General features: G+C 64.9%; 19 protein-coding genes and 8 tRNA genes. 22 read left to right on the forward strand and 5 right to left on the reverse strand.

What is annotated here, in order from left to right; translation table 11 throughout:
• A partial coding sequence (locus tag GTP90_RS17030; RefSeq protein ID WP_217431992.1) for a hypothetical protein occupies nt 1–1,009 on the forward strand: 1,009 nt, incomplete at its 5' end.
• Nucleotides 1,010–1,016: 7 nt separating this feature from the next.
• On the opposite strand, the gene GTP90_RS17035 is transcribed toward GTP90_RS17030, so the two are convergent.
• Complete coding sequence (locus tag GTP90_RS17035) at nt 1,017–1,922, reverse strand: LysR family transcriptional regulator (RefSeq protein ID WP_161084678.1); 906 nt, start codon at nt 1,920–1,922, stop codon at nt 1,017–1,019.
• A gap of 122 nt (nt 1,923–2,044) precedes the next feature.
• Here GTP90_RS17035 and GTP90_RS17040 point away from each other — a divergent pair, with 122 nt between their 5' ends.
• Complete coding sequence (locus GTP90_RS17040; protein WP_161084679.1) at nt 2,045–2,668, forward strand: glutathione S-transferase family protein; 624 nt, start codon at nt 2,045–2,047, stop codon at nt 2,666–2,668.
• A gap of 12 nt (nt 2,669–2,680) precedes the next feature.
• Nucleotides 2,681–4,705: a 2Fe-2S iron-sulfur cluster-binding protein gene (locus GTP90_RS17045; RefSeq protein WP_161084680.1), complete on the forward strand. Its 2,025-nt coding sequence runs from the start codon at nt 2,681–2,683 to the stop codon at nt 4,703–4,705.
• Between the two features lie 11 nt (nt 4,706–4,716).
• On the opposite strand, the gene GTP90_RS17050 is transcribed toward GTP90_RS17045, so the two are convergent.
• Together GTP90_RS17050 and GTP90_RS17055 are read right to left on the reverse strand one after the other, a co-directional pair.
• Nucleotides 4,717–6,456: an extracellular catalytic domain type 1 short-chain-length polyhydroxyalkanoate depolymerase gene (locus GTP90_RS17050; RefSeq protein WP_161084681.1), complete on the reverse strand. Its 1,740-nt coding sequence runs from the start codon at nt 6,454–6,456 to the stop codon at nt 4,717–4,719.
• A 116-nt stretch (nt 6,457–6,572) separates the two neighbouring features.
• Nucleotides 6,573–7,508 carry a LysR family transcriptional regulator gene (locus GTP90_RS17055; RefSeq protein ID WP_117013642.1) on the reverse strand — a complete coding sequence of 312 codons (936 nt, stop codon included), beginning with the start codon at nt 7,506–7,508 and terminating at the stop codon, nt 6,573–6,575.
• A 156-nt stretch (nt 7,509–7,664) separates the two neighbouring features.
• Here GTP90_RS17055 and GTP90_RS17060 point away from each other — a divergent pair, with 156 nt between their 5' ends.
• From GTP90_RS17060 to GTP90_RS17080, 6 genes are all read left to right on the forward strand, one after another.
• Nucleotides 7,665–8,438, forward strand: coding sequence for a putative hydro-lyase (locus GTP90_RS17060; RefSeq protein ID WP_161084682.1), 774 nt, complete (start codon nt 7,665–7,667; stop codon nt 8,436–8,438).
• A gap of 81 nt (nt 8,439–8,519) precedes the next feature.
• Nucleotides 8,520–9,791, forward strand: a complete 1,272-nt coding sequence (locus GTP90_RS17065) for an MFS transporter (protein ID WP_161084683.1) — start codon at nt 8,520–8,522, stop codon at nt 9,789–9,791.
• A 16-nt stretch (nt 9,792–9,807) separates the two neighbouring features.
• Nucleotides 9,808–13,419 carry a hydantoinase B/oxoprolinase family protein gene (locus GTP90_RS17070; protein WP_161084684.1) on the forward strand — a complete coding sequence of 1,204 codons (3,612 nt, stop codon included), beginning with the start codon at nt 9,808–9,810 and terminating at the stop codon, nt 13,417–13,419.
• Between the two features lie 69 nt (nt 13,420–13,488).
• Nucleotides 13,489–14,565 (forward strand): porin, encoded by a 1,077-nt coding sequence (locus GTP90_RS17075; protein ID WP_161084685.1) that lies wholly within the window; start codon nt 13,489–13,491, stop codon nt 14,563–14,565.
• Nucleotides 14,566–14,726: 161 nt separating this feature from the next.
• Complete coding sequence (locus GTP90_RS37320; RefSeq protein WP_256369109.1) at nt 14,727–14,861, forward strand: hypothetical protein; 135 nt, start codon at nt 14,727–14,729, stop codon at nt 14,859–14,861.
• Nucleotides 14,862–14,878: 17 nt separating this feature from the next.
• The gene (locus GTP90_RS17080; protein ID WP_175048121.1) at nt 14,879–15,346 is read left to right on the forward strand and encodes a cache domain-containing protein; all 468 of its coding nucleotides are present in this window, start codon (nt 14,879–14,881) and stop codon (nt 15,344–15,346) included.
• A gap of 9 nt (nt 15,347–15,355) precedes the next feature.
• Here GTP90_RS17080 and GTP90_RS17085 read toward each other — a convergent pair whose 3' ends face one another.
• Together GTP90_RS17085 and metG are read right to left on the reverse strand one after the other, a co-directional pair.
• Nucleotides 15,356–15,835 (reverse strand): GNAT family N-acetyltransferase, encoded by a 480-nt coding sequence (locus GTP90_RS17085; RefSeq protein WP_161084686.1) that lies wholly within the window; start codon nt 15,833–15,835, stop codon nt 15,356–15,358.
• A gap of 10 nt (nt 15,836–15,845) precedes the next feature.
• On the reverse strand, nt 15,846–18,017 hold the full coding sequence (gene metG, locus GTP90_RS17090) for a methionine--tRNA ligase (RefSeq protein ID WP_254451907.1): 2,172 nt from the start codon (nt 18,015–18,017) through the stop codon (nt 15,846–15,848).
• Nucleotides 18,018–18,139: 122 nt separating this feature from the next.
• Between metG and apbC the strand changes: the two genes are divergently transcribed.
• The 13 genes from apbC (at nt 18,140) to GTP90_RS17155 (ending at nt 23,464) form a co-directional block, all read left to right on the forward strand.
• Complete coding sequence (gene apbC / locus GTP90_RS17095) at nt 18,140–19,228, forward strand: iron-sulfur cluster carrier protein ApbC (RefSeq protein WP_161084688.1); 1,089 nt, start codon at nt 18,140–18,142, stop codon at nt 19,226–19,228.
• A 14-nt stretch (nt 19,229–19,242) separates the two neighbouring features.
• Nucleotides 19,243–19,635, forward strand: coding sequence for a DUF4399 domain-containing protein (locus GTP90_RS17100; protein WP_175048122.1), 393 nt, complete (start codon nt 19,243–19,245; stop codon nt 19,633–19,635).
• A gap of 58 nt (nt 19,636–19,693) precedes the next feature.
• A complete protein-coding gene (locus GTP90_RS17105) occupies nt 19,694–20,311 on the forward strand; it encodes a TetR/AcrR family transcriptional regulator (RefSeq protein ID WP_161084689.1) in 618 nt (205 codons plus the stop codon).
• Between the two features lie 142 nt (nt 20,312–20,453).
• Nucleotides 20,454–20,843: a VOC family protein gene (locus tag GTP90_RS17110; protein WP_161084690.1), complete on the forward strand. Its 390-nt coding sequence runs from the start codon at nt 20,454–20,456 to the stop codon at nt 20,841–20,843.
• 54 nt (nt 20,844–20,897) lie between these two features.
• Nucleotides 20,898–22,307: a glutamate--tRNA ligase gene (gene gltX / locus GTP90_RS17115; protein WP_161084691.1), complete on the forward strand. Its 1,410-nt coding sequence runs from the start codon at nt 20,898–20,900 to the stop codon at nt 22,305–22,307.
• A gap of 84 nt (nt 22,308–22,391) precedes the next feature.
• A tRNA-Ala gene (locus GTP90_RS17120) sits at nt 22,392–22,467 on the forward strand.
• Between the two features lie 23 nt (nt 22,468–22,490).
• A tRNA-Glu gene (locus GTP90_RS17125) sits at nt 22,491–22,566 on the forward strand.
• A 121-nt stretch (nt 22,567–22,687) separates the two neighbouring features.
• Nucleotides 22,688–22,763: transfer RNA gene (locus GTP90_RS17130), tRNA-Ala, on the forward strand.
• 41 nt (nt 22,764–22,804) lie between these two features.
• Nucleotides 22,805–22,880: transfer RNA gene (locus GTP90_RS17135), tRNA-Glu, on the forward strand.
• A 56-nt stretch (nt 22,881–22,936) separates the two neighbouring features.
• Nucleotides 22,937–23,012, forward strand: a tRNA-Ala gene (locus GTP90_RS17140).
• Nucleotides 23,013–23,034: 22 nt separating this feature from the next.
• Nucleotides 23,035–23,110 (forward strand) — tRNA-Glu (locus tag GTP90_RS17145).
• Nucleotides 23,111–23,261: 151 nt separating this feature from the next.
• A tRNA-Glu gene (locus GTP90_RS17150) sits at nt 23,262–23,337 on the forward strand.
• 51 nt (nt 23,338–23,388) lie between these two features.
• Nucleotides 23,389–23,464, forward strand: a tRNA-Glu gene (locus GTP90_RS17155).
• Nucleotides 23,465–23,503 lie beyond the last annotated feature (39 nt).

Here is a 23,503-nt window from a genome sequence, read left to right on the forward strand (position 1 = left end):
TGGCGGCGCCACCGCGCCATTCGACAGCCGGACCTTGTGGCGGCGCGACGGCGGCCGCGCGCCGCTGCCGCTGGCCGGCAAGCCGGTGCTGGCCTTCATGCTCAACGGCGCGCAGGGCGACGACGATGAATCCTACGGCGGCCACTTCGCCGTCGCCACCGGCCGCTTCGGCCCGGCCGGCGAATGGGACAACTGGCTGGTGAACAATTTCTACAGCCTGGCCTCGGTCAGCGAAAAAGGCATCGTCGCCTCGATCCTGCCGATGGACGCCTACATGGGGGACCTCAACAGCGGCCAGGCCTGGTACCGGCCGTCCTACATGCTGGTGGCCGTGCTGAAGGACCAGCGAGCGCCGGCCTTGTACCAGGAGGCGATCAGCCGGGTGTTCAACCATTTCTACCGGCAGGATTTCCACTACCGCCACGCCAGCACCAACTGCGCCGGCATCAACGTCGAAACGCTGCGCACGCTGGGCTGGAAGATCCCGCGCCTGGGCGGCGAGAGCCCGCTGAAGGCGGCGGTGGCCTTGCCGTACATGGCCTTCAAGGAGGTCAGCCTCGCCAGCGGCCAGAGCGCCTACGACTACCTCAAGACCGAGCGTACCGAGCTGCTGCCCTTCGTGGCCTTCAACACCATCGCCGAGGATTTGCTGACGCGCCTGGCTGTGCCGGGCCGCGCCGGCAGCGAGCAGCTGGAGGCGCAACTGGGCCAGGATCTGGAAGCGCTGTTGTTCGTGCGGATACCGCAGTTCCCGTCGTCACGCGCGTTTGGCAGCGAGCCGGTGATGTCGCTGCACGAATACCAGCAGCGCGCGCCAGCCAACCACGCGGACTGGAAAATCGTCCCGGTGGCGCCGCGCGTGCTGCCGGCCTCGTTCCGCGACGCCGCCGCGCCGAGCGAGCGCAAGCCGCCGTCGGTGCTGGCGACGTGGCTGTGGTTCGGCTTTGCGGCGGTGGCGGCGGCTGCGCTGGTGGCGCGCCTGCGCCGTCGCCGTTCGCCATCGCGATAGCCGCACGCTAGTCGCCCGCCGCTTCCTTCAGCGCGTCGATGAACACGCGCACCTTTTGCGGCAGGTGCGGCGTGGCCGGGAACACCGCGTGGATGTCGCCCTCCGGCAGCGACCACTCGGGCAGCAGCCGCAGCAGGCGGCCGGCCGCCACGTCCTCCTTCACCGAAAACCAGGTCGCGCGCAGCACGCCGTCGCCCGCCAGCGCGGCGGCCCGGCAGGCGGGGGCGGTGTTGGTCGAGAACACGATGTTGCGCATCCTGACCTCGTTGTGGTTGCCGGCCTGGTCCACCAGCGTGAAGACGTTGGGCTGGCGCAGCACCGTCAACGAAATATACGGCAGCGGCGCCAGCGCCTGCGGATCGGCCGGCATGCCGTGGCGGGCCACGAAGTCCGGGCTGGCCACCAGCAGGCGCACCATGCGCCCGACGCGCGCCGCCATGTAGCCGGAATCGGCCAGCTTGCCCAGCCTGACCGTGACGTCGATGCCCTCGGCGATCAGGTCGATCAGGCTGTCGCCGCACACCAGTTCGACCTTCAACGCCGGATAGCGCAGCCGCAACTGCGACAACACCGGCGCCACCACCATCACGCCATAGTCGATGGGCGCCGCCACCCGCAGCGTGCCTTGCGGGACGGCGCGGCCGCTGCGGGCCTGTTCGATGGCCTGTTCGGCCTGCAGCAACAGCTGGCGGCTGGAATCGTAGAAGGCGCGGCCGGCCTCGGTGAGGGATAGCTTGCGGGTCGAGCGCAGCAGCAGGGCGACGCCGACTTCGGCCTCCAGCAGCTGCATGTGCTTGCTGACCATGGACTTCGCCAGGCCCAGGCGCTCGGCGGCGGCCGTCAGCGAACCGGCGTCCACCACGGCGACGAAGGTGATCAGGCGGTTCAGGTTGACGGTGCTTAAATCGGCCATGGCAGGGTGGTGAAGATGATTGTCCACTTAGGGTGAACTGAGTGTCCGGTTTTGTCCAGCTTATCGGCACGATTGTAGCTGAATATACTGGCCAGACTATCCAACGTCACAGGACATTCACCATGAAACTATACGGCTCCCTCCTTTCCGGCCACACCCACCGCGTGCGCCTGTTCCTCAGCCTGTTGAACTTGCCGTATGAATTCGTCCAGCTCGACATGCGCGCCGGCGAGAACCGCACGCCCGAGCACCTGGCGCGCAGCCCTTTCGGCGAAGTGCCGGTACTGGAAGACGGCGACGTAACCATCCCCGATTCGACCGCGATCCTGGTCTACCTGGCATCCAAGTACGATGACAGCGGCCGCTGGCTGCCGCGCGAACCGGTGGCGGCGGCCACGGTGCAGCGCTGGCTGTCCAACGCCTCGGGCAAGATCGCCTACGGCCCGTGCGTGGCGCGGCTGGTGGTGGCGTTCGGCCTGCCGTTCGATCACGAGCGCGCCAAGGCCATCGCAGTGCGGCTGTTCGACGCGATGGAGGTCGAGCTGGCCGGACGCCGCTTTGCGCTCGGCGAGCATGCCACCATCGCCGATGTCGCCGCTTTCAGCTACATCGAGCATGCGCCGGAAGGCGGCGTGTCGCTCAAGCCTTATCCGAACATCCGCGCCTGGCTGGCCAATGTGCGCGCGCTGCCGGGCTTCGTGCCGATGCAGCCCACCGCCTGCGGCCTGGCGCCCGAAACCATTTAAGCGGAGGCCATCATGAGCGTCTCGCCGTTCCATGCGGGTGAACTGGCCATCCAACAGCGGGTCGGCGTGCGCGAACAGATGGCGGGCGCCGGCAGTGCCGGCGTGCGCGATTACATGCCGGACCAGCATCGCCAGTTTTTTGGCGAGCTGCCGCTGTTCTTCCTCGGCGCGCTCGATGAGGCGGGGCAGCCGTGGGCCACCATGCTGGTCAACGACGCCGGTTTTATTTCGACGCCCGATGAGCGGACGTTGCGCATCGATGGCGGCATGCTGGCGGGCGATCCGCTGCAAGGGCAGTTGCGCGTGGGCGCCCACATCGGTGGCTTGGGGCTGGTTCCCACTACCCGCCGGCGCAACCGCGTCAACGGCGTGATCGCCGCGATGGACGGGGGCCGCATGCAGATGGCGGTGACGCAGAGCTTCGGCAACTGCCCTCAGTACATCCAGGACCGCTTGCAGACGCTGGTGCCGGCCGTGCCCACGCCGCAGGTGCTGCGCGCGGATGCATTGAGTGAGCAGGACCGCGAGCTGATCGCCCGCGCCGATACCTTCTTCATCGCCAGCGCCAACCTGGAGACCGAGGCGGGGCGCGGCGTGGATGTGTCGCATCGCGGCGGCAGGCCAGGTTTTGTGCGGATCGACGATGAGCGCACGCTGACGTCGCCCGAATTTGTCGGCAACTTCTTCTTCAACACGATGGGCAATCTGCTCGCGCATCCGCGCGCGGGTTTGCTGTTCATCGACTTCGAGCGCGGCGACATGCTGCATGTGGCGGTGGAGGCGGAGATCATCTGGGAAGGCGCGCAGTTGCGGGCCTTCGCCGGCGCCGAGCAGCTGCTGCGCTTTCATGTGCGCGAGGTGGTGCGCAATGTGGGCGCGCTGCCGTTCCGTTGGAGCGCGCCGAAGCCGGCCGCGCAGGTGGCGCGCACCGGCATTTGGGAAGAGGCGGACCGCGTACTGCAAGCTGCGGCGCTGACCAGCGCGTGGCGGCCCTATACCGTCGCCGAGGTGGTGCGCGAGAGCGCCACCGTGCAATCGTTCTACCTGGAGCCGGCCGATGGCATGGCGGTCGCGGCGCATGTGCCGGGGCAGTTCATCTCGCTGCGCGCGCCGGCCGGTGGCGAGGGCGCGCAGCGCATCCGCAGCTACACGCTGTCCGACGCGCCCAACGGCCGCCGCTACCGCATCAGCGTCAAGCGCGACGGCGCGGTCTCCGGCTGGCTGCACGACCATCTGGTGCCGGGCGCGCGCATCGAGCTGCTGGGGCCTGGGGGCGATTTCGTCTTCGAGCAGGGCACGCGGCGTCCGGCGGTGCTGCTGTCGGCCGGCATCGGCATCACCCCGATGATCGCCATGCTGAACGGCCTGCTGGTGAACGGCAGCCGTACGCGCCATCGGCACGCCATCCACTTCTTCCATGGCGCGCGCAATCGCGATGAGCATGCGTTTGCCGCGCATCTGCAAACGATGGCGGCGGGCCACCGCAACCTCAATGTCCACATACGCTACAGCGGCGAGAACGGTGAGGGCAGCGACATCGCCAACTGGCAGTCCAGCAGCGGCCGTATCGACATCGATTGGCTGAAGTCCCAGCTGCCATTTGACGACTATGATTTCTACCTGTGCGGCCCGGCTGCGTTCATGCAGCAGATGTACGACGGCCTGCGCAGCCTGAACGTCGCCGATGCGCGCATACGCTTCGAGGCCTTCGGCCCGGCCAGCGTGCGCCGCGATGCCAAACCGGCCGCCAACGCCGCGGTGCGTGCCGGCCCGCCGGTAGCGGTGCAATTCGCGCAGTCGGGCATGACGGCGATGTGGGACGGCGGCGCGGACAACCTGCTGGCGCTGGCCGAAGCCAAGGGCGTGCCGGCCGAATCAAGCTGCCGCTCGGGCCAGTGCGGCGCCTGCGTGGTCGGCCTGATCGCAGGCGAGGTCGAATACACCCGCGCCTGTGCCGCCGACATCGCACCGGGGCAGGTGCTGCTGTGCTCCGCCGTTCCCGCCGCCGGCAGCGTGGCCATCACGCTCGCGTTGTAAGGCCACGCGCCTCAGGGACAGGCGCCGATGACGTAGTAGCCTGCCGCCGTCTGCGCCAGCATCGTGGTGAAGAACAGATTGTCCAACCCCATGTTCTGATTGGAGCCATTGGCCAGCGCGTAGCCGCCGCTGTCGTGCGCGCGGCCCGCGTGCACATGGGCGTAGTTGCTGGCGCTGACGGCGGTGCAACTCCACGCCGGCGCGGTGGTAATGTTGATTGCGGCCGACAGCGCACTCTCTCCAGCCGAACCAACCGCCGACACGGCGAAACTGTAACCGGTGCTTGCTGCCAGACCGGTCGCGGTATAGCTGGTGGCGCTCAACGGCGACGCGTTCAACTTGCCGCCGTTGCGATATACGTTATAGCCGGTGGCGCCGTTGACGGCGTTCCAGGCCAGCGCCACGGCGTTGGAGGTTGGCGTACCGGCGCTCAGTCCCGTCGGCGGCGGCAGCACCGGCGCGCTGCCGACCAGGAACTGCGCCAATGGACACGCGGTCGACACCTGGCCAAGCGTGTCGGTGGCGGTGACGCTGCCCGTGTAGTACCCGCTGGCCACGTTGTAGCTCTTGCTGAAGCTTGCCCCGCTGCCGGCCATCGCATCGTTGATCGCGGTCGGCCCGTTCAGCTGCACCGCATAGCTGGCGACGGCGCCGCTGGCCGTGGCCGCGCCGCTGATGGTCACGCCGCTGCCGCTGACCACCGTGGTGCCGCACGAAGTCATCACAGGCCCCGCCACCGACGACGCACGCAGATTATTCTTGAACCAGAAATCCATCACGAACGCCGGGTAGTTGACCTTGGTGCTGTCGACGAAATTCGTGTTCTGGCCGCCGCTGCCGGCCGGCCAGGCGTGGCCCATGCCGGTCACCGTGATCTCGTGCGTGCGCAGCTTGCCGTTGCTGTCGGTGTAGGGGATGTTGCTGCCACCTCCTGCAACGGACACCGCGCTACCCTTGCTGTAGCTGCCGCCGTAGGCCAGGCGGATGCCGGCCGTGTCCATCGGCCCGTAAGCCTGGGCCACCGTGAAATCGGAAGTGCCCCAGATGGCGCCGGCGATCTGCGTGGCGAAAGCACTGGCGTTGGCGCCCGCCATCGCCTTGCATTGATTGCCCGCCGTGGTGGCGGTATAACCCGACGGCACGGCGCCGATCTGCGCGGTGGTGGTGCCCGGCGGCGGGCCGGCGTTGATGCCGACGCCGGCGAAGACGTCCGGCGCCAGGCAGCCCAGCACCATGGTCTCGCCGCCGCCCGACGACAGGCCCGTCACATAGACCTGCTTGGGATCGATGGCGTACTGCGGATCGTTGACGAAGCGGCTGACCAGGTCGAGCAGGATGGCGTCATGGCCGGCAGCAGTGCGCGTGTGGGTAGTGTTTGCGTAGTCCCAGCAGTGGTTGTTGTAGACGTTGCCGGTGGCGTTGGGTGCGAGGATCACGGCGCCATATTGATCGGCCATCGCCTTCCAATTGAAGCCGCCATCGCTGGCGCTGTCGATCACGTCACCGCTTGCCGTCTGCAGGCAGCCGTGCAGCACCAGCACCAGCGCGCGTTTGCCGCCCAGCGTGGGCTGCGAGGCCGGCCAGTAGAAGTAGCCGGTGAGATTGCCGCCGTTGACGCTGTCGGCGGCCCAGGTCTGCTGTGCGCTCCAGGTGCCAGGACCGGCCGTCACCGCTTGCGCGAAGCAAGCCGCCGCCAGCAGGATCGTACAGACGAATACGTGCGACACCAATCGCTTGATGTGGTTGGCCATGATTGTCTCCGTTGTCGTTTTGAGGGGCCGCCGGCGGAAGGAAAATAGTAGTTCAAAAACGCGCGCGCACGCGCACCCCAGTAGTTTTACTGTTGTGCATTCGGCGGGACGTGAACTCAGCCCAGCGACTTGATGTAGCGGGGATCGATCTGTGCGCAGTAGCCTGCGCAGGACTGGCGGGCGGCGTTGGCGGCGGCGTGCACCAGCATCTCGGCGTTGGAGTGGAAGCACATCGAGACGATGATGGCCGGCGGCTCCGGCTGCACCGGCAGTTCGATGAACTCGCCGTTCTTGAGCGCGTCGACCACGAACAGGCTGGGGATGGCCGCCACGCCGTAGCCATCCTTCACCAGCTGCACAATGGCCGCCACCGACGGCGAGCAGGTGATGCGCGTCTGCTCCAGCGGCACCATCGCCAGGTTGGCCATCTTGCTGACGATTTCCTCGATCATGCGCTGCGGCGCGGTGCCGCGTCCGAAGGTCAGGATGGGCAGGGCCAGCAGGCGCTGGTTCAGGCCTTCCTTGCGCGTGTCGATCAGTCCCTTGCGGGCGATCCAGTGCAGTGGATACACGGCCAGCGCTTCGGAGACGATATCGCTGCTCTCGACGCCTTCGACCTGGATCACCAGATCGAGCTCGCGCGCGCGCAGGCGACGCTCCAGCACATTGCTCATGTCGACGGTCAGGTCGACCTCCAGCTCCGGATACATGGTGTTCAACTCGCGGATGTACTGTGCCAGCCAGCTGTGCACCACCGATTCGATCACGCCCACGCGCAGGCGGCCGCGGATGGCGCTGTCCTTCTGCGCCGCCGCCATCAGCCGGCGCGTGGCGTCGACCACCGCCTTGGCGTGGGCCAGCAGGTACTCGGCGTTGGCGGTCAGGCGGAAGTCCTTGCTGGTGCGGTCGATCAGCTCCGTTTGCAGTTCCTCTTCCAGCGTCTTGATGCGCAGCGAGATGGCGGCCGGCGTCGCGTGCAGCGCGCGGGCTGTGGCGCGGAAGCTGCGCAATTGGGCGAGGGTGACGAAGGTCTCCAGGAAGCGGGTGTTCATGGCAAACAAGAATACCTTAACCTGACGCACCAAGATAGCGCAGAGTGGTAAGAAAAACTATACAACAACAGCAAAAATAACTAGATAGCGTGTAGGGGTATTCAAGTTTATTCTTAACTCATGCAAGTTATTCATGATTTGACAGAGAGCCATCCAATGACCCCACTCGAATTACGTCACAAGGTACGCAGCGGCGAGTTCCGCCTGCCGACCTCCGGCTACTGCGGCCCATACGCCCAGGCTAACCTGGTGATCCTGCCGCAGGCGCACGCCGACGAGTTCCTGCTCTTCTGCCAGCGCAATCCGCGCGCCTGCCCGCTGCTGGCGGTGGGCGAGCCTGGCCAGTGGAACGTGCCGCGCCTGGGCGCCGACATGGACCTGCGCAGCGACGTCCCGGGCTACAACGTCTATCGCGGTGGCCAGTTGGCATCGCAAACCCACGCGCTGCACGATGTATGGCGCGACGACCTGGTGGTGTTCGCGATCGGCTGCTCGTTCTCGTTCGAGCAAATGCTGATCGAGGCCGGCATCAAGCTGCGCCACATCGAGCAGCGCCGCAACGTCGCCATGTACCGCACCAATATCCGCAACCAGGCCGCCGGCCCGTTCGGCGGCGAGATGGTGGTGTCGATGCGCCCGATGAAGGCGGCCGATGCGATCCGCGCGATCCAGATCACCAGCCGCTATCCGGCCGTGCATGGCGCGCCGGTGCACCTGGGCGATCCGTCGCTGATCGGCATCGCCGACATCGCGCGGCCCGAATACGGCGATCCGGTCGAGATCATGCCGGACGAGATACCGGTCTTCTGGGCATGCGGCGTGACGCCGCAGGAAGCCATACGCCACGCGCGCCTGCCGCTGGTAATCACCCATCAGCCGGGCTACATGCTGGTGACGGACATACTGAATTCATCTTTAGCAGCGTTCTGATTTAAAACCAAAGTAGCACCCGCGACGGACCCGCACAGCGCGTCCGCAGGGGAGTGCTACACCTGACAAAAGGGGACCACCATGAACACCAGAGCACTATCAACCACCCAGCCGGAAGGATTCTTCGCCTGGTTCCACGCCTTGACCGGCAAGGAACGCCGTACCTTCTGGAGCTGCAAGATCGGCTACGCGCTCGACGCGATGGACACGCAATTCCTCAGCTTCGTGATCCCGACGCTGATCGCCACCTGGGGCCTGTCCAAGGGCGACGCCGGCTTGATCGGCACCGTCACCTTGCTGACCTCCGCCGCTGGCGGCTGGATCGCCGGCATCCTGTCGGACCGCATCGGCCGCGTCAAGACGCTGCAGCTGACGATCCTGTGGTTCGCCTTCTTTACCGTGTTGTGCGGACTGGCGCAGAACTTCACGCAGCTGCTGGTGGCGCGCGGCCTGATGGGCTTCGGCATGGGCGGCGAGTGGACCGCCGGCGCCATCCTGATCGGCGAGGTAATCCGCGCCAAGGACCGCGGCAAGGCGGTCGGCATGGTGCAGGCGGGATGGGCGATCGGCTGGGGTGTGTCGGCGCTGCTGTATGCGCTGATGTTCTCGCTGCTGCCGGCCGAATGGGCATGGCGCTCGCTGTTCCTGCTGGGGATCCTGCCGGCGCTGTTCGTGATCTTCATCCGCCGCTTTGTCGACGAGCCCGAGGTGTTCGTGGCGCAGCAGAAGAAGGTGGCGCCGGCGGACCGCGCCTCGTTCGCCCAAATCTTCGCACCCAAGATGCTGAGCACAACGCTGCGCGCCGTGCTGCTGACCACCGGCGCCCAAGGCGGCTACTACGCCATCACCACCTGGCTGCCGACCTTCCTGAAGACCGAGCGCCATCTGACGGTGCTGGGCACCGGCGGCTACCTGGCGATGGTGATCGTCGGCTCGTATGTGGGCTACATCGTCAGCGCCTTCCTGACCGACTACCTGGGCCGCAAGAAGAACTTCATCCTGTTCGCCACCGGTTCGCTGTGCATCGCGCTGGCCTACACCCGGCTGCCGGTGACGGACAGCGTGATGCTGTTCCTCGGCTTCCCGCTGGGTTTCTGCGTGTCCGGTGTGTTCAGCGGCATGGGCGCCTTCCTGACCGAATTGTTCCCGACCGAGATACGCGGTTCGGGCCAGGGCTTCAGCTACAACATGGGCCGCGCCATCGGCTCGCTGTTCCCGCTGATGATCGGCATGAGCAGCCAGTCGATGGCGCTGGGCGAGGCGATCGGCGTATTTGCAGGCACCGCGTACGGCGTGATGATCCTGGCCGCGCTGACGCTGCCCGAAACCGCCGGCAAACAACTTGAATCTTGAAATTAGAGGTAAGACCATGAAAAACGACATCCCCGCCCAACAACTTCGCTGGCAGTTCTGGGTAGACCGTGGCGGCACGTTCACCGACATCGTCGCTCGCCGCCCGGACGGCAAGCTGGTTACGCACAAGCTGCTGTCCGAGTACCCGGAGCGCTACGACGACGCCGTCACCCAGGGCATGCGCGACATGCTCGGACTGAAGACCGGAGATCCGCTGCCGGCCGAGCAGATCGAAGTGATCAAGATGGGCACCACCGTCGCCACCAACGCGCTGTTGGAGCGCAAGGGCGCGCGCACCGCGCTGGCGATCACGCGCGGCTTCGCCGACCAGCTGCGCATCGGCTACCAGGACCGGCCGGACATCTTCGCCATGCGCATCGAGCTGCCGGACCTGATCTACGAAAAAGTGATCGAGATCGATGAGCGCATCGGCGCTCGCGGCGAGGTGCTGGAGGTGCCGGACGAGGAGCGGCTGCGCGGCCAGTTCGTGGGACTGCGCGCCATGGGCATCGACGCCATCGCCATTGTGCTGATGCACGCCTACCGCTATCCGCAGCACGAGCAGCGGCTGCAGGCGCTGGCCGAGGAGGCGGGCTTCACGCAGATATCCGTCAGCCACCAGGTCAGCCCCCTGATGAAGATCGTCGGCCGTGGCGACACCACGGTGGTGGATGCCTACCTGTCGCCGGTGCTGCGCGATTATGTGTCGCGGGTGTCGGCCGATACGGGCGATGTGCGCATCATGTTCATGCAGTCGAACGGCGGCCTGACCGACGCCGGCCGCTTCCAGGGCAAGGATGCGATCCTGTCCGGCCCCGCCGGCGGCATCGTCGGCGCGGTCAAGAGCTGCGAGGCGATCGGCCTGAAACAGGTGATTGGCTTCGACATGGGCGGCACGTCGACCGACGTGGCCCACTACGACGGCGCCTACGAGCGCGTGTTCGAGACCGTGGTGGCCGGCGTGCGGGTGCGCGCGCCGATGATGCATATCCATACCGTGGCTGCGGGCGGCGGTTCGATCTGCAGCTTCGAGAACGGCCGCTTCAAGGTCGGCCCGGAATCGGCGGGCGCCAATCCTGGGCCGGCCAGCTACCGCAAGGGCGGCCCGCTGACCGTCACCGACTGTAACGTGATGCTGGGCCGTATCCAGCCGGAGCACTTCCCGCACGTGTTCGGCCCCAATGGCGACCAGCCGCTGGACCGCGACGTGGTGGTGCGCGCCTTCGGCGAACTGGCCGAGCAGATCGCCCGCGAAACCGGCACCCGGCTGTCGCCGTCCGCCGTGGCAGACGGCTTCCTCGCGGTGGCGGTCGATAACATGGCGCAGGCGATCAAGTCGATTTCGGTGGAACGCGGCTATGACGTCAGCCGCTACGCCATGTGCTGCTTCGGCGGCGCCGGCGGGCAGCATGCCTGCCGCGTGGCCGATGTACTGGGCATGACCAAGATCGTGATTCATCCATTTGCCGGCGTGCTGTCCGCGTTCGGCATGGGCCTGGCCGACATCCGCGCCATGCGCGAAGGCGCGGTCGAGCAGCCGCTCAGCGAAGCCACGCTGGCCGAACTGGGGCCGCAACTGGTGGCCCTGGCGCGCGACGCCGCCACCGAGCTGCTGGAGCAGCAGGTCGCGCAGGAGGACATCCGCGTTGAGCTGTGCGCGCGGCTGAAGTATGAGGACAGCGATTCCGCCTTCGTCATCCCGCTGGCCAGCATGGCCGAAATGAGCGAGGCCTTTGCTGAGCTGTATCGCGGTCGCTTCGGCTTCGTGATGGAAGGCCAGCCGCTGGTGATCGAATCGGTGTCCGCCGAAGCGATCGGCACGGGCGATGGCGCGGACTTCGTCATCGAAGTGCCGGCCGGCGGTGGCGGGGATGCGGCGGGCCGCGTCTACAGCTACGTCGATGGCCAGACCGTGCCGATCGCGCTGCATGTGCGCGCCGAGCTGCCGGTGGGCAGCCGCGTGGCCGGCCCCGCGCTGATCCGCGAGGAGATCGCCACCACCGTGGTGGACGCCGGCTGGACCGCGCACGTGCTGCCCGACCATACGCTGATGCTGGAGCGCACCGCAGCCGCCGGCAGCGCGCACAAGATGACCACCGCCGTGCATCCGATCCACCTGGAGATCTTCAACAACCTGTTCATGGCGATCGCCAAGCAGATGGGCACCACGCTGGAGAACACCGCCTACTCGGTCAACATGAAGGAGCGGCTGGACTTCTCCTGCGCCATCTTCGACCGCCACGGCAACCTGATCGCCAACGCGCCGCACATTCCCGTGCATCTGGGTTCGATGAGCGACAGCGTGTTGTGCGTGATCCGCCAGCACGCGGCCACGATGGCGCCGGGCGACGCCTATGTGCTCAACGTGCCTTACAACGGCGGCACCCACCTGCCGGACATCACCATCGTCTGCCCGGTGTATGGCGACAGCGACAAGCCGCTGTTCTACGTCGCCGCGCGCGGCCACCACGGCGACGTCGGCGGCATCACGCCCGGCTCAATGCCACCGAACAGCACCAGCATCCTGGAAGAGGGCGTCCTGCTCGATAACATCAAGATCGTCGACAAGGGCGTGTTCCTGGAGCCGCTGGTGCGCGGGCTGTTTGGCGCCGGTCCTTGGCCGAGCCGCAATATCGACCAGAACATCGCCGACCTGATCGCCCAGCTGGGCGCCTGCGAGACCGGCGCCAACGAGCTGCTGAAGGCCGTGTCCTGCTACGGCGAGGACGTGGTGCTGGCCTACATGCAGCACGTCCAGGACAACGCCGAGGCGGCGGTGCGCAAGGCCATCGGAGGCCTGCGCGACGCCAGCTTCGCCTACGAGATGGACGACGGCGCGGTGCTGAAGGTGAAGCTGACCATCGACCACGCCAGCCGCAGCGCCACGGTGGACTTCACCGGCACCAGCGAGCAGCGTCCGACCAACTTCAACGCGCCGCTGTCGGTCTGCAAGGCGGCCGTGCTGTACGTGTTCCGCACGCTGATCGACAGCGACATCCCGATGAACGAGGGCGTGCTGAAACCGCTCAACCTCATCATCCCGGAAGGCTCGATGCTCAACCCGCGCTATCCGGCTGCGGTGGTGGCGGGTAATGTGGAAGTGTCGCAGTACGTCACCGATGCGCTGTATGGCGCGCTGGGTGTGATGTCGGCCTCGCAGGGCACGATGAACAACTTCACTTTCGGGAACGAAGAGCACCAGTATTACGAGACCATCGCCGGCGGTTCCGGCGCGGGGCCGGGCTTCGATGGCACGGCGGCGGTGCAGACCCACATGACCAACTCGCGCATGACCGATCCGGAGGTGCTGGAATGGCGCTTCCCGGTGCTGGTGGAAACGCACGCGATCCGGCGCGGCAGCGGCGGCGAGGGCGCGCAGCGCGGCGGCGATGGCGCCTTGCGCCGCATCCGCTTCCTGGAGGCGATGACGGCCAACATCCTGGCCGGCCACCGCCGCATCGCGCCGTTCGGTCTGGAGGGCGCGGAGCCTGGAGCGCTGGGCCGCAACTGGGTCGAGCGTGGCGACGGATCGGTCGAGGAATTCGGCGCCACGCATACGGCAGTGATGCGTGCAGGCGACGTTTTCGCAATTGAGACGCCGGGCGGCGGCGGCTTCGGCATAAAATAATTTAAAGGGCGGGATGGCCAGGGCTCGTTATCCCGTCTCTCATTCCAGAGCCTGAACAATGGGGACATAATGAAAAAAACTATATTTGCGCTGGCGCTGGGCACCTTGGCTGTAACGGCGGCCGCTCAATCCAACGTGACGGTGTACGGCATCGTCGACATGGCGGTGGTGCGCGAGAGCGGCGGCGTTGGCGCGGCGGCTTCCAGCACCAAGCTGACCAGCGGCGTGGAGTCCGGATCGCGGCTGGGCTTCAAGGGCACCGAGGACCTGGGCGACGGCCTGTCCGCCATCTTCCTGCTGGAGAATGGCTTCCAGGCCGATACCGGCGCGATGGGGCAGGGTGGCTTGCTGTTCGGACGCCAGGCCTACGTCGGCCTGCAGAGCAAGTCGGCCGGCACGCTGACGCTGGGCCGCCAGTACACGCCGCAATACCTGGCGGTGGCGGCGGTCGATCCGTTCGGCTCCGGCACGGCGGGCGACACCAAGAACCTGATGGCGTCCACCGGCAATAGCGCCAGCCGCATGGACAACGCGGTCAAGTACGCGTCGCCGGTGGTGAACGGCTTCAACGCGGAAGTGGTCTACGGCGTGGGCGAAGTCGCGGGCGACAGCACGGCGCAGCGCCAGTTCGGCGGCGCGGTCGGTTACGCGAACGGCCCGCTGGTGGTGCGCCTGGCGCATCACAACCGCAACAACGATACGGCCACCGTGAAGAACAACAGCAGCGCAAAGAACACCGTGCTGACGGCGTTGTACGACTTCGGCGTGGCGAAGGCGCACTTCGCGTACGGCGTGGACAAGGGCATGAACAGCGCCTTGCCGCGTAACCTGAACAATCCGTTCGGCTACGCGGTGGCGCCGACGCCGTCGATCGACAGCAGCGTGGTGCTGCTGGGCGTGACCGTGCCGCAGGGGATGGGCACGTGGATCGGTTCCTACATCCGCAAGAACGACAAGACCAGCTTCAATCAGGACGCGGAGCAGCTGGCGGCGGGGTATCGCTACTACCTGTCCAAGCGCACGGACTTGTACGGCGTGTACGCCTACATCCGCAACAAGAACGGCGCGGGCTACACGGTCGGCAGCGCGATCGAGGGCGGCACCGGTAATCGTGGCCTGAACCTCGGTATCCGCCACGTCTTCTAGGCCGGCTATCATGCGCCCACCCGCCACTGTCGCAGGGACGCGACGCCATTGCCGAGATTTTGGTACGCCGTTTCGGCCAAAGCTACGAGAACGCCTATACTTTTTGCCTGGGGCCTTCGCCTTCAGCGGCGAGTGGATGGTGGCGATGACGGACAAGGTCAGTGGCAATGATGAAATGGGTGGCCTCGCTGCCGTATCCGTGGTGCGTTACCGAGGCGGTCATCGCCCGCGCGGCGGATGTGGTGGGCCCGGTGCTGGCCTGGCTGGCATCGAATAATCGACGTTCGTGTTGTTAATCCAAGGAGTTGGGAAAATGAAGAACCTGTTGAAGTACCTGATGGTGGGTTGCATGGCGCTGTTGATCAACGCGGGCGCCGGCGCGGCGGAGAAGGGCACGGCCGATGAAGCGGTGGCGATGGTCAAGAAGGCCGCCGAATTCATGAAAAAGAACGGCAAGGAGAAAGCACTGGCCGAGTTCAATAATCCCAAGGGGCAGTTCATTCAGAAGGACCTGTACATCTTCGCCTTCGGCGCCAATGGCGACGGCGTGGAGCTGGCCAACGGCGCCAACGTCAAGCTGGTGGGCAAAAACGTCAAGGAGATGAAGGATGCCGACGGCAAATTCCTGATCAAGGACATTCTGGCGGTGGGGATGGGTAAGGAAGGCAAGGGCTGGGTCGACTACAAGTGGCCCAATCCCGCCACCGGCCAGATCGACGGCAAGCGCACCTACGTCGAGCGGGTGGACGACGTGATCCTCGGCTGCGGAATTTACAACTAGTCTTTACAACTAAAACTTGAGGGAGCGCCGCATCACCAGCGGCGGCGGCTCCATCGGGTTGGCGTGCGTGTATTCGAGTTCTTCGGCCAGTTCGAATTCGAAGGCGCTGTAGAAGTCGATCAGCTTGGGCTGGTCGCTGCGCACGGCCAGCCGCACTTCTTCGACACCGCTGGCCAGGCCGTGGTGGATCACGGCCTCCAGCAAATGCTGCGACAGGTTGCTGCCCCGATACTCGGGCAGCACGCCCATGCGGCACACTTCCCATACGTCCGGCTCGGCGTCCAGCGGCAGCCAGCGCACCGAACCTACCGGCTTTTCATCGACCAGCAAGATAAAACCGCCGCCGTCGCGCAGGTGGTCTGCGACGTGGACGGCGGTTTCGCGGTGGCCACTGGAGGTGACGCTGACCTTGCCGGCCCACGCGGCGCGCGTGAGCTCGGCAATCAGCTGGGCATCGTCATTCCTTGCTTCCCGAACCACGATGTTCATGCCCACGTCCTTAGCGGATGCGCATGCCTGGCTCTGCGCCCGGCCACGGGTTGAGGATGTAGATGCCTGGATTGGCTTTCTCGTCCTTGGCAGAACCGGCCAGCACCATGCCTTCGGACACGCCGAACTTCATCTTGCGCGGCGCGAGGTTGGCGACCATCACGGTCAGCTTGCCGACCAGCTCTTCCGGCTGGTACATCGACTTGATGCCGGAGAAGACGTTGCGCAGGCGGCCTTCGCCCACGTCCAGGGTCAGGCGCAGCAGCTTGTCCGAGCCGTCCACGTGTTCGCAATTGACGATCTTGGCCACGCGCAGGTCGATCTTGACGAAGTCGTCGATGCTGATCTGCGGCGCCAGTTCTTCCACGCCTTCCGGCATCGGCAGCGCCGGCGCGGCTGGCGCGGCGGCTGCTTGCTTGGCTGGCTTGGCGGCGGCTGCCGGAGCGGCGGCCGCCGCGGCTTGCTGGGCCGGCGCGTCGAACAGGTCTTCGATCATCTTGGCGTCGACGCGCGTCATCAGGTGCGCGTAGGTGCCGATGGTGCGGCCCAGCATGGCGCTGGATACCACGCCGCTGGCGACGTCGGTGTCGGCCCATACCAATTGATCGTCGTTGAGGAACTTGGCCACGTTGGCGGCCACGCCCGGCAGCACCGGCGACAGCAAGATGGTCAGCTGGCGGAACAGGATCAGCGCGGTGGTGCAAACGTCGTGCAGCTCGGCCAGCTTGGCGTCGTCCTTGGCCAGGATCCACGGCTTGTTCTCGTCGACGTACTGGTTGGTGATGTCGGCGATTTCCATGATCTCGCGCAGCGCCTTGCCGAACTCGCGTGCCTCGAAATTGGCGGCGATGCTGGCCTGGCGCTCGACGCCGTCAGCGGTGACCAGCGCGCGCTTGATCCAGCCCTGCGCGCCTTCGGACAGCGACGAGGCCAGCTTGCCGTCGAATTTCTTGGCGATGAAGCCGGCGCAGCGCGAGGCGATGTTGACGTATTTGCCGATCAAATCGCTGTTGACGCGGGCCACGAAATCGTCGCCGGTGAAGTCCAGGTCTTCCACCTTGGAGTTGAGCTTGAAGGCGATGTAGTAGCGCAGCCATTCCGGGTTCATGCCCAGGTTCAGGTAGCGCAGCGGCGAGATGCCGGTGCCGCGCGACTTGGACATTTTTTCATTGTTGACGGTCAGGTGGCCGTGCACGTTGACCTTGAGCTTGTCGATCACCGGATGGTCGGCGAAGTTCAGCATGGCCGGCCAGAACAGCAGGTGGAAGGAGACGATGTCCTTGCCGATGAAGTGGATCTGCTCGGTGCCCGGATCCTTCAGCAGCGCCTCGTAGTCGATGCCTTTCTTCTCGCAGTAGTTCTTCAGGCTGGCCAGGTAGCCGACCGGCGCGTCCAGCCACACGTAGAAGAACTTGCCTGGCGCGTCAGGAATCGGGATGCCGAAGTAGGGCGCGTCGCGCGAGATGTCCCAGTCGGCCAGCTTTTCGCCGGCTTCGCCCAGCCATTCGCTGACCTTGTTGACCATCTCCGGCTGCAAGCGGCCGGGCGTGTTCAGCCAGTCCTTGAGGAACTGGTAGCAGCGTGGGTCGGACAGCTTGAAGAAGTACTGTTCCGAATCCTTCAGCACCGGCGTGGCGTTGGTGAACACCGAGAACGGATTGATCAGCTCGGTTGGCTGGTAGGCCGCGCCGCAGACTTCGCAGTTGTCGCCGTATTGGTCCTTGGCGTGGCAGGTCGGGCATTCGCCCTTGATGTTGCGGTCGGCCAGGAACATGCCTTTGACCGGGTCGTAGAAGCGCGGCACGATCTTGGTCTGGATCAGGCCGTTATCGCGCAGCTTGCGGTAGATGCCCTGCGACAGTTCGACGTTTTCCGGCGAGTCGGTGGAATACCAGTTGTCGAAGGCGATGTGGAAACCGTCCAGGTACTGGGCGCGGCCGGCGGCGATCTTGGCGACGAATTCCTGCGGCGTGATGCCTTCCTTTTCGGCCGCGATCATGATCGGCGTGCCGTGGGTGTCGTCGGCGCCGACGAAGTGCACGACTCGTTGGGCGTCGCCGTCGCGCTGCATTCGCTGGAACCGGACCCAGATGTCGGCCTGGATGTACTCCATCATGTGGCCAATATGGAAAGCGGCGTTTGCGTAGGGCAGGGCAGTGGTGACGAACAGCTTGCGGGTCATGGTTGATGCACTTTGTGGGTGGAAAAAGAACATTTTAACAGTGGAAGCCGCAACTGCGCACGTTCGAGGGGTTTTCCGGCGCGATGCGCTAGAATGAGGGCACATTTTACGGAGAGAGTTACATGAGCATCACAGTAGAAGACGTCAAAGCCGCGCTGTCCAAGATCGTTGACACAAATACAACGAAAGACTATGTGACCGGCAAGGCCGTGAAGAATTTGAAGGTCGAGGGCGGCGATGTCTCCCTTGATATCGAGCTGGGCTATCCGGCGCGCAGCCAGTTTGATGGCATCCGCGCCGCCGTCATCGCCGGCCTGCGCGCGCTGCCGGGCGTTGGCAACGTCAGCGTGGGCGTGTCGAGCAAGATTATCTCGCATACCGTGCAGCGTGGCCTGAAGCTCATGCCCAACGTGAAGAACATCATTGCCGTGGCCTCCGGCAAGGGCGGCGTTGGCAAATCGACCACCGCCGTCAACCTGGCGCTGGCGCTGGCCGCCGAGGGCGCCTCGGTCGGACTGCTGGACGCCGATATCTATGGCCCGTCGCAGCCGATGATGCTGGGCGTGTCCGGCCGGCCGGAGACCAAGGACGGCAAGACCATGGAGCCGCTGGAGAATTACGGCGTGCAAGTGTCGTCGATCGGCTTCCTGATCGATCCGGACGAGCCGATGGTGTGGCGCGGCCCGATGGTCACGCAGGCGCTGCAGCAGCTGCTGGAGCAGACCAACTGGCGCGACCTGGATTACCTGGTGGTCGACATGCCGCCCGGTACCGGCGACATACAATTGACCTTGTCGCAGAAAGTGCCGGTCACCGGCGCCGTGATCGTCACCACGCCGCAGGACATCGCGCTGCTGGACGCGCGCAAGGGCTTGAAGATGTTCGAGAAGGTCGGCATTCCGATCCTGGGCATCGTCGAGAACATGAGCACCCACATCTGCTCCAACTGCGGCCACGCGGAGGAAATCTTCGGCGCCGGCGGCGGGGCCAAGATGTGCAAGGATTTCAATGTCGAGTTCCTCGGCGCGCTGCCGCTGACCTTGTCCATCCGCGAGCAGGCCGACTCCGGCAAGCCGACCGTGGTGGCCGAGCCGGACGGCAAGGTGGCCGCCATCTACAAGGATATCGCGCGCAAGATTGCAGTGCAGGTCTCGGAGAAGGCCAAGGATATGACCAGTAAGTTCCCTAGCATTGTGATTAAAAACGACTAACCCGGAGATTCCCTATGATGAAAAAAATAATTGCCGCAGCAGCCTTCCTGACCCTGGGCGCCAGTGCGTACGCCCAGCAATCGGTATCGTTCGTTGAGCCGGCCGATGGCGCCACCGTCACCAGCCCGTTCAAGGTCAAGTTCGCCGTCAGCGGCATGGAAGTCAAGCCGGCCGGCGATATGACGGCCAACACCGGCCACCATCACTTGCTGATCAATGCCGCGCCGGTCAAGGCGGGCGAGGTGGTGCCGGCCGACGAGCATCACATCCACTTCGGCAAGGGCCAGACCGAGACCGAAGTCAAGCTGCCGCCGGGTACCTACACCTTGTCGATGCAGTTCGCTAACGGCCTGCACCAGTCCTACGGTCCTGGCATGGCCAAGGACATCAAGATCACCGTCAAGTAAGACGTGGTGTGCTTGCGTGCGGTCCACGGCCGCACGCATCTTTGCTTGAGAACCTGCCTTGTCCGCTCTGCAAATCCGTAAAGCCCCGCGCCAGCGCCGCGCCGTCCACACCGTCGACGCGCTGCTGGAGGCCGCCGCTTTGGTGTTGGAGGCCGATGGCCTGGAGGGCTTCAACACCAACGCGGTCGCACGCCGCGCCGGCGCCAGTGTCGGCTCGTTGTATCAATATTTTCCCAGCAAGGATGCCTTGACCCTGGCCCTGGTGCTGCGCGAGAAGCGCAAGTTCCATGAGGCGCTGGTCGCCGCGCAGGCGCTGCCGACTTGCCGCGAGGCGCTCGCCAGCCTGGTCGACCTGTCCGCGCGCCAGCAACTGACCCGTCCCAACCTGGCCCGCCTGCTGGATCAGGAGGAGGCGCGACCCGAATTCCGCGCCGCGCTTGGCGATGGATCGAACTTCCGCCAGGTGCTGTCGGCCATGCTGGCCAAGCCCGGCGCGCCCACCCACCTGTGCGACGACGAACCGCGCAGGCGCCTGGTCGCCGACGATCTGGCGGCGATGATACGCGGCATGACCGATGCCGCCGGCGAGCGTGGCGAGCGCGATGTGGATGACCTGGCCTATCGCATCGGCGCCGCCGTGTTCGGCTATCTGGCCGTGCCGCCGCGCCAAATGTGAGCAAGCCCGCCGCGCGCGCTTGAAAACAGCCGCAAGCAGTTGTTTGCAAAGCGTTTTTTGCGCCGCGCGCCGGCGCCGGAAAGCGAGTTGATGGCGCTGTTTTCGGGCCGTATTCTGTTGTCTTCACAACAGGAGAAACACCATGAAATTCAATCACCTCAGCTTCCCATCGAAAGACGTCACCGCCACCGTGGACTTTTTTGTCCGCCAACTGGGCTGCACCGCCGAGCGCTTCGGCGACACCGCCGTGCTGAAACGTGCGGGCTTCGACATCGTCATCGAAGACGCCAGAGATCGCGACGTCAACTGGCCGCACAACTTCCATCTGGGCTTTGAGCTGCCGGGCATCGATGATGTGCGCGTCCTGTACAGCCGCTTCAAGGAGGAGGGCGTCGTCATGAAGACCGAAGTCTTCTACCACGCGCGCGGCTCGCGCTTCTTCTGCGAGGCGCCGGGCGGCCTGCTCTTCGAGATCAACACGCGCGCCGATGCAGAGGAGGCTTACCGCGCCGGTTTCGCTTCGGTGGCCTAGGTGGACGCGGAGCGGGTAAAATAGCGGCTTTTACACATAAGCATTCCTACTTCGATGACTACTGCACCAGCCAAGCCAGTCCGCACCCGTTTCGCTCCCAGCCCGACCGGCTACCTCCACCTGGGCGGCGCCCGCACGGCGCTGTACTCCTGGGCCTACGCCCGTCACTTCGGCGGCACCTTCGTGCTGCGCATCGAAGACACCGACCTGGAGCGTTCGACCCCGGAGGCGGTGCAAGCCATCATCGAAGGCATGGAGTGGCTGGGCCTGAGCCACGACGAAGGCCCGTTCTACCAGATGCAGCGCATGGACCGCTACCGCGAAGTGGTGGCGCAGATGCTGGAGGCGGGCACCGCCTACCATTGCTACTCGTCGCCGGAAGAAGTCGAGGCGATGCGCGAGCGCATGCGCGAAGCGGGCGAGAAGCCGCGCTACGACGGCACCTGGCGTCCGGAGCCGGGCAAGACGCTGCCAGCCATTCCTGAAGGCCGCAAGCCGGTCGTGCGTTTCAAGAACCCGCTGGACGGCGAGGTGACCTGGGACGATTTCGTCAAGGGCACTATCACCATCGGCAACAAGGAACTGGACGACCTGGTCATCGCGCGCCCGGACGGCACGCCGACCTATAACTTCTGCGTGGCGGTCGACGACTGGGACATGCAGATCAGCCACGTGCTGCGCGGCGACGACCACGTCAACAACACGCCACGCCAGATCAATATCCTGCGCGCGATCGGTGCGCCGCTGCCGCTGTACGGCCACCTGCCGATGATCCTGGGCGCCGATGGCCAGAAAATGTCCAAGCGTAAGGACGCGGTCAATGTCATGGACTATCCGGCGCAGGGCTATCTGCCGGAAGCGATCCTGAACTACCTGGCGCGCCTGGGCTGGAGCCACGGCGACGACGAGGTGTTCTCGATGGAGCAGGTGTGCGCGTGGTTCGACGGCACCCACCTGTCCAACTCGGCCGCGCAGTTCAACATTGAAAAGCTGAACTGGCTCAACAACCACTACATCAAGCAGGCCGACAACGAACGCCTGGCCGCGCTGGCGCAGCCGCGCATGCTGGCCGCTGGCGCCGTGTTCGACGGCGCGCCTGCGTTGCCGGCCGTGCTGGCGCTGATGAAGGAGCGCGTCAACACCGTCAACGAACTGGCCGACGCGGCCATGCTGTTCTACCGCGCGCCGCAGCCGGACGCCGCGCTGATGACCCAGCACCTGACCGACGCCGTCAAGCCGGCGCTGGCGCAGTTTGCCGAGCGTTGCGCCACGGTGGAGTGGACCAAGGAAGCGCTGGCCGCGATGATCAAGGAAGTATTGGCCGCCAACGGCCTGAAGATGCCGCAGATGGCCATGCCGCTGCGCCTGATCGTCACCGGCCAGTTGCAAACGCCGGCCATCGATGCGGTGTTGCAGATCTTCGGCCGCGAGGCCATTGTTGCGCGCCTGGCGAAATTTCTGTGATTCTGAATTGAATCCTGAGCAAAGTTGCAAAAGGGTATTTGCATAGTGCAGCTTCTTTGCTATACTCTTGTTTCTGCAGCAAACGGGGGTATAGCTCAGCTGGGAGAGCGCTTGCATGGCATGCAAGAGGTCAGCGGTTCGATCCCGCTTACCTCCACCACGTTGCAGAATTGGTTGTTCGCAGTCCCCATCGTCTAGAGGCCTAGGACATCACCCTTTCACGGTGAGTACGGGGGTTCGAATCCCCCTGGGGACGCCAAGTTGTAGATGTTGTAGTTGACGTTGTTTGTACTGATTGTTTGATGTTTGGCGTTACGCTGGATAGATACAAGTAGTGAGAACAAAAGTCGCGCAAGCGGCTTTTATTATTTCTGCGCCCGGGGGGTATAGCTCAGCTGGGAGAGCGCTTGCATGGCATGCAAGAGGTCAGCGGTTCGATCCCGCTTACCTCCACCACTGCGCGGAAGTGATAACGATCGTAGTGCCGTAGTTCCAAGGTCCCCATCGTCTAGAGGCCTAGGACATCACCCTTTCACGGTGAGTACGGGGGTTCGAATCCCCCTGGGGACGCCAGCTTTGCCAGGCTGATGAGTAGTGAACGTAGTACGACAGAAGACTTTCTGCGCCCGGGGGGTATAGCTCAGCTGGGAGAGCGCTTGCATGGCATGCAAGAGGTCAGCGGTTCGATCCCGCTTACCTCCACCATTAGCGCAGGAAGCACCGACATGTCCCCATCGTCTAGAGGCCTAGGACATCACCCTTTCACGGTGAGTACGGGGGTTCGAATCCCCCTGGGGACGCCAGCACAGCAAAGCCGCCTTGAGCGGCTTTTTTGTTTTTGCGGCCTTTGCAAGCGTGTTGCAAGCCCGACTATGTTTCCGGTTTTTCCTGTAAAAACAAGGGTTTGCTATTGCCAAGCGCGAATTTGACTGCTATGATTCGCGCCTTGGAAAAGTCCCCATCGTCTAGAGGCCTAGGACATCACCCTTTCACGGTGAGTACGGGGGTTCGAATCCCCCTGGGGACGCCAGGATTTTTCCAGCAAGGTCAGCGCAGTTGATACGCGCTCGGACAGATTTCTGTCCCCATCGTCTAGAGGCCTAGGACATCACCCTTTCACGGTGAGTACGGGGGTTCGAATCCCCCTGGGGACGCCAGTTGAAGCAAGCATGCAAAAAGCCGCCTCGCGCGGCTTT

The sequence above is a fragment of the Duganella vulcania genome (assembly GCF_009857655.1).
Taxonomy (GTDB): domain Bacteria; phylum Pseudomonadota; class Gammaproteobacteria; order Burkholderiales; family Burkholderiaceae_D; genus Rugamonas; species Rugamonas vulcania.

Coding starts and splice junctions, on each gene's coding strand:
- GTP90_RS17080 (WP_175048121.1), top strand. CDS start 14,879: ATGAAGAACCTGTTGAAGTACCTGATGGTGGGTTGCATGGCGCTGTTG.
- GTP90_RS17070 (WP_161084684.1), top strand. CDS start 9,808: ATGAAAAACGACATCCCCGCCCAACAACTTCGCTGGCAGTTCTGGGTA.
- gltX (WP_161084691.1), top strand. CDS start 20,898: ATGACTACTGCACCAGCCAAGCCAGTCCGCACCCGTTTCGCTCCCAGC.
- metG (WP_254451907.1), bottom strand. CDS start 18,017: ATGACCCGCAAGCTGTTCGTCACCACTGCCCTGCCCTACGCAAACGCC.
- apbC (WP_161084688.1), top strand. CDS start 18,140: ATGAGCATCACAGTAGAAGACGTCAAAGCCGCGCTGTCCAAGATCGTT.
- GTP90_RS17085 (WP_161084686.1), bottom strand. CDS start 15,835: ATGAACATCGTGGTTCGGGAAGCAAGGAATGACGATGCCCAGCTGATT.
- GTP90_RS17045 (WP_161084680.1), top strand. CDS start 2,681: ATGAGCGTCTCGCCGTTCCATGCGGGTGAACTGGCCATCCAACAGCGG.
- GTP90_RS17050 (WP_161084681.1), bottom strand. CDS start 6,456: ATGGCCAACCACATCAAGCGATTGGTGTCGCACGTATTCGTCTGTACG.
- GTP90_RS17065 (WP_161084683.1), top strand. CDS start 8,520: ATGAACACCAGAGCACTATCAACCACCCAGCCGGAAGGATTCTTCGCC.
- GTP90_RS17060 (WP_161084682.1), top strand. CDS start 7,665: ATGACCCCACTCGAATTACGTCACAAGGTACGCAGCGGCGAGTTCCGC.
- GTP90_RS17100 (WP_175048122.1), top strand. CDS start 19,243: ATGATGAAAAAAATAATTGCCGCAGCAGCCTTCCTGACCCTGGGCGCC.
- GTP90_RS17075 (WP_161084685.1), top strand. CDS start 13,489: ATGAAAAAAACTATATTTGCGCTGGCGCTGGGCACCTTGGCTGTAACG.
- GTP90_RS17055 (WP_117013642.1), bottom strand. CDS start 7,508: ATGAACACCCGCTTCCTGGAGACCTTCGTCACCCTCGCCCAATTGCGC.
- GTP90_RS17040 (WP_161084679.1), top strand. CDS start 2,045: ATGAAACTATACGGCTCCCTCCTTTCCGGCCACACCCACCGCGTGCGC.
- GTP90_RS17110 (WP_161084690.1), top strand. CDS start 20,454: ATGAAATTCAATCACCTCAGCTTCCCATCGAAAGACGTCACCGCCACC.
- GTP90_RS17035 (WP_161084678.1), bottom strand. CDS start 1,922: ATGGCCGATTTAAGCACCGTCAACCTGAACCGCCTGATCACCTTCGTC.